Annotated in this window: 8 protein-coding genes; 4 read left to right on the plus strand and 4 right to left on the minus strand. The window is 60.6% G+C overall.

Annotated elements, in window-relative coordinates; genetic code table 11:
* Positions 1 to 1,247: glycerol kinase GlpK (gene glpK, locus OQK_RS16740; RefSeq protein ID WP_038861020.1), on the minus strand; the 1,247-nt coding region annotated here is incomplete at its 3' end.
* A 77-nt stretch (positions 1,248 to 1,324) separates the two neighbouring features.
* Positions 1,325 to 2,176, minus strand: a complete 852-nt coding sequence (locus OQK_RS16745) for an MIP/aquaporin family protein (protein WP_016773396.1) — start codon at positions 2,174 to 2,176, stop codon at positions 1,325 to 1,327.
* A 350-nt stretch (positions 2,177 to 2,526) separates the two neighbouring features.
* On the opposite strand from OQK_RS16745, the gene ybaK reads away from it, so the two are divergent.
* A complete protein-coding gene (ybaK, locus tag OQK_RS16750; protein ID WP_016773397.1) occupies positions 2,527 to 2,997 on the plus strand; it encodes a Cys-tRNA(Pro) deacylase in 471 nt (156 codons plus the stop codon).
* Between the two features lie 99 nt (positions 2,998 to 3,096).
* Complete coding sequence (locus OQK_RS16755; RefSeq protein WP_016773398.1) at positions 3,097 to 3,879, plus strand: PhzF family phenazine biosynthesis protein; 783 nt, start codon at positions 3,097 to 3,099, stop codon at positions 3,877 to 3,879.
* Positions 3,880 to 3,999: 120 nt separating this feature from the next.
* On the opposite strand, the gene OQK_RS16760 is transcribed toward OQK_RS16755, so the two are convergent.
* Both OQK_RS16760 and argF read right to left on the minus strand, forming a co-directional pair.
* Entirely contained in the window at positions 4,000 to 5,109 is a 1,110-nt protein-coding gene (locus OQK_RS16760) for an ABC transporter ATP-binding protein (RefSeq protein ID WP_016773399.1), read from the minus strand.
* Positions 5,106 to 6,026: an ornithine carbamoyltransferase gene (gene argF / locus OQK_RS16765; protein ID WP_024014160.1), complete on the minus strand. Its 921-nt coding sequence runs from the start codon at positions 6,024 to 6,026 to the stop codon at positions 5,106 to 5,108. The genes OQK_RS16760 and argF overlap by 4 nt, the downstream gene beginning before the upstream one ends.
* Positions 6,027 to 6,431: 405 nt before the next feature.
* On the opposite strand from argF, the gene OQK_RS16770 reads away from it, so the two are divergent.
* Positions 6,432 to 6,722, plus strand: a complete 291-nt coding sequence (locus OQK_RS16770; RefSeq protein ID WP_016773401.1) for a hypothetical protein — start codon at positions 6,432 to 6,434, stop codon at positions 6,720 to 6,722.
* Positions 6,723 to 6,857: 135 nt separating this feature from the next.
* The coding region (locus tag OQK_RS16775; protein WP_038861021.1) for a molybdopterin-dependent oxidoreductase at positions 6,858 to 7,651 on the plus strand (794 nt) is incomplete at its 3' end.

Genomic DNA, 7,651 nt, shown 5'->3' on the forward strand with positions numbered 1-7,651 from the left:
AGGAAGTTGTTCGCCACCGCGCCGCCGTCCACACGCAGGGCCTTGAGGCGTTCGCCGGAGTCCTGTTGCATGGCGTCGAGTACGTCGCGGGTCTGGTAGGCGATCGATTCCAGCGCGGCGCGGATGATGTGATCCACGCGTACGCCGCGCGTCAGGCCGAACAGCGCGCCACGGGCATACGGGTCCCAGTACGGTGCGCCGAGACCGGTAAACGCCGGCACCAGATACACGCCGTTGCTGTCCTTGACCTTGTTGGCAAAGTATTCGGTGTCGTGGGCGTCGTTGACGATTTTCAGTTCATCGCGCAGCCATTGCACGGTCGAACCGCCGTTGAACACGGCGCCTTCCAGAGCATAAGCCACTTCGCCGCGTGGGCCGCAGGCGATGGTGGTGAGCATGCCGTGCTGGGATTTCACTGCTTTGTCGCCGGTGTTCATCAGCAGGAAGCAACCGGTGCCGTAGGTGTTTTTCGCTTGGCCCGGCTCCACACACATCTGGCCGAACAACGCCGCTTGCTGGTCGCCGGCGATACCGCCGATGGCGATGCCGCTCTTGGTGCGACCGTAGATTTCCGAGGAAGCTTTGACCTCCGGGAGCATCTCGCGGGGGATGTCGAGGATCTCCAGCATCTTCGAATCCCACTCCAGCGAGTGAATGTTGAAGAGCATGGTGCGCGAGGCGTTGGTGTAATCGGTGACGTGCACCTTGCCGCCGGTGAATTTCCAGATCAGCCAGCTATCGACGGTGCCGAACAGCAGTTCGCCGTTGCGCGCGCGCTCGCGGCTGCCTTCGACGTTGTCGAGGATCCACTTCAGTTTGGTGCCGGAGAAGTACGGGTCGGTGACCAGGCCGGTGGTGTCGCGGATGTAGTCTTCGTGACCATCGCGCTTGAGCTGCTGGCAGATCTCGGTGCTGCGGCGGCACTGCCAGACGATCGCGTTATAGACCGGACGGCCGGTGGTCTTGTCCCAGACCACGGTGGTTTCACGCTGGTTGGTGATACCGATGGCGGCGACCTGATCGTGATGCAGGCCGGCCTGGGCCAGCGCCTCAACCATCACCGCGCTCTGGGTGGCGAAAATTTCCATCGGGTCATGCTCGACCCAACCGGCTTGCGGGTAATGCTGAACGAATTCGCGCTGCGCGGTGCAGACCACGTTCGCGTCGCGGTCGAAGATGATCGCGCGCGAGCTGGTCGTACCCTGATCAAGGGCAATGATGTAGTTCTTGTTCTGAATGTCGGTCATGTCGATTGCCTTGGACGAAAAAAACGAGAGTGGGCCGTGGCGCAGGCTCGGATGGGCAGGAGCCGGCGCCGACTGTTTCAAGAAGTTCTTGGTTTGCCGTCAATGGCCGGTTCTGCATCCTTTGTAGCAGGTGTGGCGCCGGTCAGGTGACGGGCAATCAGCCCGCGATACCCGGCAGCGCCGAGGCAGGCACCGACAATCGGTGCAAAAATCGGAATCAGGAAGTACGGAATATCGCGACCACCGGTAAAGGAAATTTCACCCCAACCGGTAAAGAAAGTCATCAGTTTCGGACCGAAGTCACGCGCAGGGTTCATGGCGAAACCGGTCAGCGGGCCCATCGCACTGCCGATCACGGCGATCAGCAAACCGATCAGCAGCGGCGCCATCGGGCCGCGTGGCAGGCCGTTGTTGTCATCGGTCAGGGCCATGATCACGCCCATCAGGATCGCGGTGATGATCATCTCGACCAGAAAGGCCTGGGCCGTCGACAGCACCGGGTTCGGGTAGGTCGAGAACACCGACGCCAATTCCAGGCTGGCAGCCGAGCCACGAACCATCTGGTGGGTTTGTTCGTAATCGAAGAACAGATTGCTGTAGAGCGTGTAGACCAGCAACGCGCCGCAGAAGGCGCCGGCGATTTGCGAAAGGATGTAGAACGGAAGTTTGCGCTTTTCGAAGTCAGCGAAGATTGCCAGAGCGATGCTCACGGCCGGGTTCAGGTGCGCGCCGGAAACTCCGGCGGTGAGGTAGATCGCCATGCTCACGCCGACGCCCCAGATGATGCTGATTTCCCACAGGCCGAAGCTGGCGCCCGCGACTTTGAGCGCGGCGACACAACCGGTGCCGAAGAAGATCAGAAGGGCAGTGCCCAGGAATTCGGCCATGCATTGGCCGGAAAGCGATGGTTGCGGTAAAGCAGCTGTCATTGAAAACCTCGGTTCTTTTTCTTGTGTAGCGCCTTGCCAACGGAGCAGGGCGCGATCTTCACCGGGTCGGAATCCCCATTCGGTTCCCGGGTTACTGCTGGGTACTGCGCGGAGCATGATTCTTACATTATTCAGATTCGAAAAAATATAGACAAGAAACAAACCTGTCAAAGGTCGAAAGTGAACCGTCGGTCACAATAAAACTATTCGCCGCGTGAATGATCAGCGCCGCGAACAGCTTGAATGCAGCGCGAAGCCACGGGATTCGCGGCTTGGAATAGAGCCTTTTGCCCAACGATGACCTAGAATCGGCCGCAGGTTTTTCAAAGACTGCCGAACCCGGAGCTGCCATGACACCAGCGTTGGACTTGTTGAAAAAAGTTCGTGCCGAACATCGCGTGCACAGTTACGAACATGATCCGAAGGCCGCGTCCTACGGGCTGGAGGCGGCGGAGAAGCTCGGGCTCGAACCGGCGCAAGTGTTCAAAACCTTGCTGGCCGCCAGTGAAAAAGGCGAACTGCTGGTGGCTGTGGTGCCGGTCGTCGGAACGCTCGACCTCAAGGGCCTGGCCCATGCCGCTGGAGTGAAGAAAGCCGAAATGGCTGATCCCGCCGCCGCGCAACGCTCCACCGGCTACCTATTGGGCGGCATCAGCCCGCTCGGGCAGAAGAAACGCCTGCGCACCTTCATCGACAATTCCGCTCAAGAGTTTGCGACTATCTATGTGAGCGCCGGGCGGCGAGGACTGGAAGTGGAACTGGCGCCTGCGGTGCTGGCCGAGCACACCCAGGCGCAGTTCGCCGATATCGGCCGGGCGTAATAGTCGCGCCGGCTGTATGAAGAAAAAATTGCGCTTCTGTCACTGGCAGTGATCCGGACCGCCGTTGCATGCTCGGTCGACCAATTCAGGGAGAAAATCATGCAGCTTGCGTTTCATCAGGTCGACGCGTTCAGTGATCGGCCGTTCAGTGGCAACCCGGCGATGGTCTATCGGCTCGACAGCTGGCTGGCCGATGACTTGATGCAGAAGATCGCCGCCGAACACAACTTGGCGGAGACTGCGTTTCTGGTGCGCGAAGGTCAGGCCTGGCATATCCGCTGGTTCACCCCGACCACCGAAGTGCCGCTGTGCGGGCATGCGACCCTGGCCAGCGCATTTGTGCTGTTCGAAATTTATCAGGAAAGCGCCGAGCGCATCGACTTCACCTGCAAGTCCGGCCCTTTGAGTGTCAGCCGTGAAGGCGACCGCTTGTGGCTGGATTTCCCGACCATCGTGCCGTCGGAAATCGGCGTGACGCTGGACGTCGAGCGGGCGCTCGGTGTCGAGGCGGTTGATGTGCTCGGCTCCAACGAGCTGTTCGTGGTGCTGGACTCGGAACAGGCCGTGCTCGACTGCCAACCGGACATGGCGGCGCTGGCGAAACTGCCATGGCTGGGCGCAATTGTCACCGCGCGTGGCAACCAGCATGACTTCGTCTCGCGCTATTTCGCCCCGGCCATCGGTATCAATGAAGACCCGGTGACCGGCTCGACCCATTGCAGCCTGATTCCGTACTGGGCCAAACGTCTGGGCAAATCGAACCTGACCGCGTGCCAGCGCTCGGCGCGGGGCGGGGAGTTGTTCTGTCGGCTGGAAGGTGAGCGGGTGAAGATTGGCGGCAATGCGACGCTGGTGGCCAGCGGTACCCTGTTTTTAGGCTGAGGCAATACCAACTGTGGGAGCGAGCCTGCTCGCGAAAGCGCTCTTTCAGTCAACATCTTCGGCGACTGAAACACCGCATTCGCGAGCAGGCTCGCTCCCACAATTTTTATCCAGTGCGGATTAAAGGCTGGTGCTGAATCGACGGACGCCGTTTTCCACCGCCGGAATCTGTGCCGCAGTGCTCCCCGAAGCCTGGAACAGCACCAGGTGATCCGCCGCTACGCGAATCCCGACCTGCGCGCCAACCAGATGATCGGCATGGCTGGGGAAGATCGATTCCAGTTGTGCACCGGTCGGCAGTTGCAGGCGATACAAGGTCGCCGCGCCGAGGAATGTCTTGCCGACAATCTGCGCCTGCAATGCGCTGTCCGGTGCATAAACAATGTCATCCGGACGCAACAGCACATCCACCGCACCGCCAATCGGCCAGGTGTAGGCGCGATTGCCGCGCAGTTCACCCAGCTCGGTCTGCACCGATTCCGGGGTGACGAGCTGACCGCGAATGAAGTAACCCTGACCGATGAAACTGGCGACATATGGCGTCGCCGGTTCGTGATAGAGGTTGTAGGGCGTGTCCCACTGTTCCAGCCGACCTTCCTTGAACACACCAACGTGATCGCTGACGGCAAAGGCTTCTTCCTGATCGTGGGTGACCAGAATCGCACTGGTGCCACGGGCCTTGAGAATGTCGCGCACCTCATGGCTGAGCTTGCGGCGCAACTCGCCATCGAGGTTGGAGAACGGCTCGTCGAGCAGCAGCAACTGCGGCTCCGGCGCCAGGGCGCGGGCGAGGGCGACGCGCTGTTGCTGACCGCCGGACAATTCGTGGGGGAAGCGCTTGCCGAGGTTTTTCAGGTTGACCAGTTCCAGCAGCTCTTCGACCACGCGCGCCTTGTTCGGGTGCTTGCGAATGCCGAAAGCGATGTTGTCGGCCACGCTCAGGTGCGGGAACAGCGCGTAATCCTGAAACACCATGCCGATCCGGCGTTTCTCCGGCGCCAGGGTGAAACCGGCACTGGACAGGGTTTCGCCACCGAGGGTGATTTCGCCTTCATGCACCGGTTCGAAACCGGCGATGGCGCGCAGGGTGGTGGTCTTGCCGCAGCCGGACGAGCCAAGCAGGCAGCCGATGTCGCCGGCGTTGAGGTGCAGATTGAGGTTCTGCACCACGCGTTGATCTTGGTAGCCGCAAGCGAGGTTGCGCAGGTTCAGCAGTAATTCATGGCTCATGCGTGGTGATATGCCGGTTCGACGAGGAACTCGAGCAGGGCCTTCTGTGCGTGGAGACGGTTTTCTGCCTGATCCCAGGCGACGGAGCGCGGGTCATCGAGCAGGTCGAGACTGATTTCTTCGCCACGGTGCGCCGGCAGGCAGTGCATGAACAGCACGTCCTCGGCAGCGAGGTCGAGCAGGGCACGGTTGACCTGGAACGGCGCGAACAGCTTGAGGCGCTTGGCAGTTTCCTCTTCCTGGCCCATGGAAGTCCAGACGTCGGTGCTGACCAGATGCGCGCCACGCACGGCGTCTTGCGGATCGCGGACGATGGTCACGCGATCACCAGCCTGGGCGACGAATTCCGGGTTCGGCTCGTAGCCTTCCGGGCAGGCAACGCGCAATTGGAAGTCGAACTGGATCGCCGCTTCTATATAGCTGTTGCACATGTTGTTGCCGTCACCGATCCAGGCCACGGTCTTGCCCTGGATCGAGCCACGGTGTTCGAGGAAGGTCTGCATGTCGGCGAGCAATTGGCAAGGGTGCAGATCATCGGACAGGCCGTTGATTACCGGCACCCGCGAGTTGGCGGCGAATTCGGTCAGGGTGCTATGGGCGAAGGTACGGATCATCACCGCATCGAGCATGCTCGACATGACGATGGCGCAATCGCTGATGGGCTCGCCACGGCCCAGTTGGGTATCGCGCGGGGACAGGAAAATCGCCTGGCCGCCGAGCTGGATCATGCCGGCCTCGAAGGAGATCCGGGTACGGGTCGAGGATTTTTCGAAGATCATCCCCAGCACGCGGTTTTTCAGAGGCTCGAACAGTACGCCGCGGTTACGCAGGTCCTTGAGCTCAACGCCTCGACGGATCACGCTGACCAGCTCTTCGGGCGTGCAATCCATCAGGGAGAGAAAGTGCCTTGCGCTCATCATTGACTACCTTTTTGCTACAGACCGCAGATGCTCAAAGCCTTGTTTAACGGAACAACGGGCGAGACCTGCGGCGTAAGCCGCACGGGGCGACGAAATAGGGGAAGGCGCGATATTGACACTAAATGTCGCGTTTTTCCAATAGGGTACTTTTTCAGCGGGATTCGGAGCGCGGACCGAGCATTTCGATCACGCATGTTGAAGCCGGATTCAGTACAGCGGTGAGCCTCTTTGTACACTGGCGCCGCAGCGCTTGGCAATGCGCCGCGACGGCAACGCAGCGGTCCTGGTCGGTTTACGAACGCGGCGCCACCGATTCGCTTGGTCGGATGTTCAGACTGAAACATTTGCTAAAGCAAAGTGCTGGGTTATAAATAAGTTTCGAGCGACGCAGGAAGCCTCCGCATGGAATCGAAAGAACAACTGTTAATGGAACTGCTGGGCCACACGGCTCGCTCCCTGACCCATCTCACCGCGTCAGTCACCTCGATGTCTTTCGAGTTGCTGCGCAGTGACGACGAAGTGGTCAAATCCGCCGGCCGACACATGATCGATCGCATGGCCACCATCAGCGCCGGGCTCGATGAACACTGGCGATTGATCGGCGAGCTCACCGGCGTGCACGTCGCCCATGAGCAGATCGAAACCATCCAGGAAATCCAGCTGGCGGCACCGCCGCAGTTGCCGCCGAACTGATCGCGGCGATTTATCGGCTGTCCTGATAACCGTCGATTCACAAGACGAACGTCGCTGGCGCCGCCTCTGCGCACGGGCCATAGTTTTGTTCCCGCGGGCGTGATTGCCTGCTCCCGAACAAGACAGAGACTGGCCATGACCAAGACTCTTCACCACCGTGCATGCCACCTGTGCGAAGCCATTTGCGGCCTGACCATCGAAACCACGGAAACCGATGGCAACGTCGCGATCACCTCGATCAAGGGCGATGCCCTCGACACCTTCAGCCGCGGCCATATCTGCCCGAAAGCCGTGGCCCTGCAAGATATTCAGAACGATCCCGATCGCCTGCGTCAGCCGATGCGCCGCGTCGGCAGCGAATGGCTGCCGATCGAGTGGGACGAGGCGTTTGCCTTGGTGGCCGAGAAACTCGCGGCGATTCAGGAACGTCACGGGCAGAACGCCGTTGCGGTGTATCAGGGCAATCCGAGTGTGCACAACTACGGCCTGATGACCCACAGCAATTACTTCCTGGGGTTGCTGAAAACCCGCAATCGCTATTCGGCAACGTCGGTCGATCAACTGCCGCACCACCTCAGCAGCTACCTGATGTACGGCCACGGCTTGCTGTTGCCGATTCCGGACATCGATCACACCGATTTCATGCTGATCCTCGGCGGCAATCCGCTGGCGTCCAACGGCAGCATCATGACCGTGCCGGACGTCGAGAAGCGCCTGAAGGCGATTCAGGCGCGCGGCGGCAAAGTGGTGGTAGTCGATCCGCGCCGCAGCGAAACCGCAGCGATGGCCGATCAACATGTATTCGTCCGCCCGGGCGGCGATGCGGCGTTGCTGTTCGGCATGCTCAATACGCTGTTCAGCGAAGGCCTGACCCGCGACAGCCATTTGCCGGTCGATGGCCTCGACGAGGTGCGCAGCGCCGTGGCTGC

This window comes from Pseudomonas sp. R62, from assembly GCF_000257605.1.
GTDB classification, from domain to species: Bacteria; Pseudomonadota; Gammaproteobacteria; order Pseudomonadales; family Pseudomonadaceae; genus Aquipseudomonas; species Aquipseudomonas atacamensis.

Excerpts from the sequence above, each read along its gene's own strand:
- OQK_RS16745 (WP_016773396.1), bottom strand. The coding sequence starts at position 2,176 with ATGACAGCTGCTTTACCGCAACCATCGCTTTCCGGCCAATGCATGGCC.
- ybaK (WP_016773397.1), top strand. The coding sequence starts at position 2,527 with ATGACACCAGCGTTGGACTTGTTGAAAAAAGTTCGTGCCGAACATCGC.
- OQK_RS16755 (WP_016773398.1), top strand. The coding sequence starts at position 3,097 with ATGCAGCTTGCGTTTCATCAGGTCGACGCGTTCAGTGATCGGCCGTTC.
- OQK_RS16760 (WP_016773399.1), bottom strand. The coding sequence starts at position 5,109 with ATGAGCCATGAATTACTGCTGAACCTGCGCAACCTCGCTTGCGGCTAC.
- argF (WP_024014160.1), bottom strand. The coding sequence starts at position 6,026 with ATGAGCGCAAGGCACTTTCTCTCCCTGATGGATTGCACGCCCGAAGAG.
- OQK_RS16770 (WP_016773401.1), top strand. The coding sequence starts at position 6,432 with ATGGAATCGAAAGAACAACTGTTAATGGAACTGCTGGGCCACACGGCT.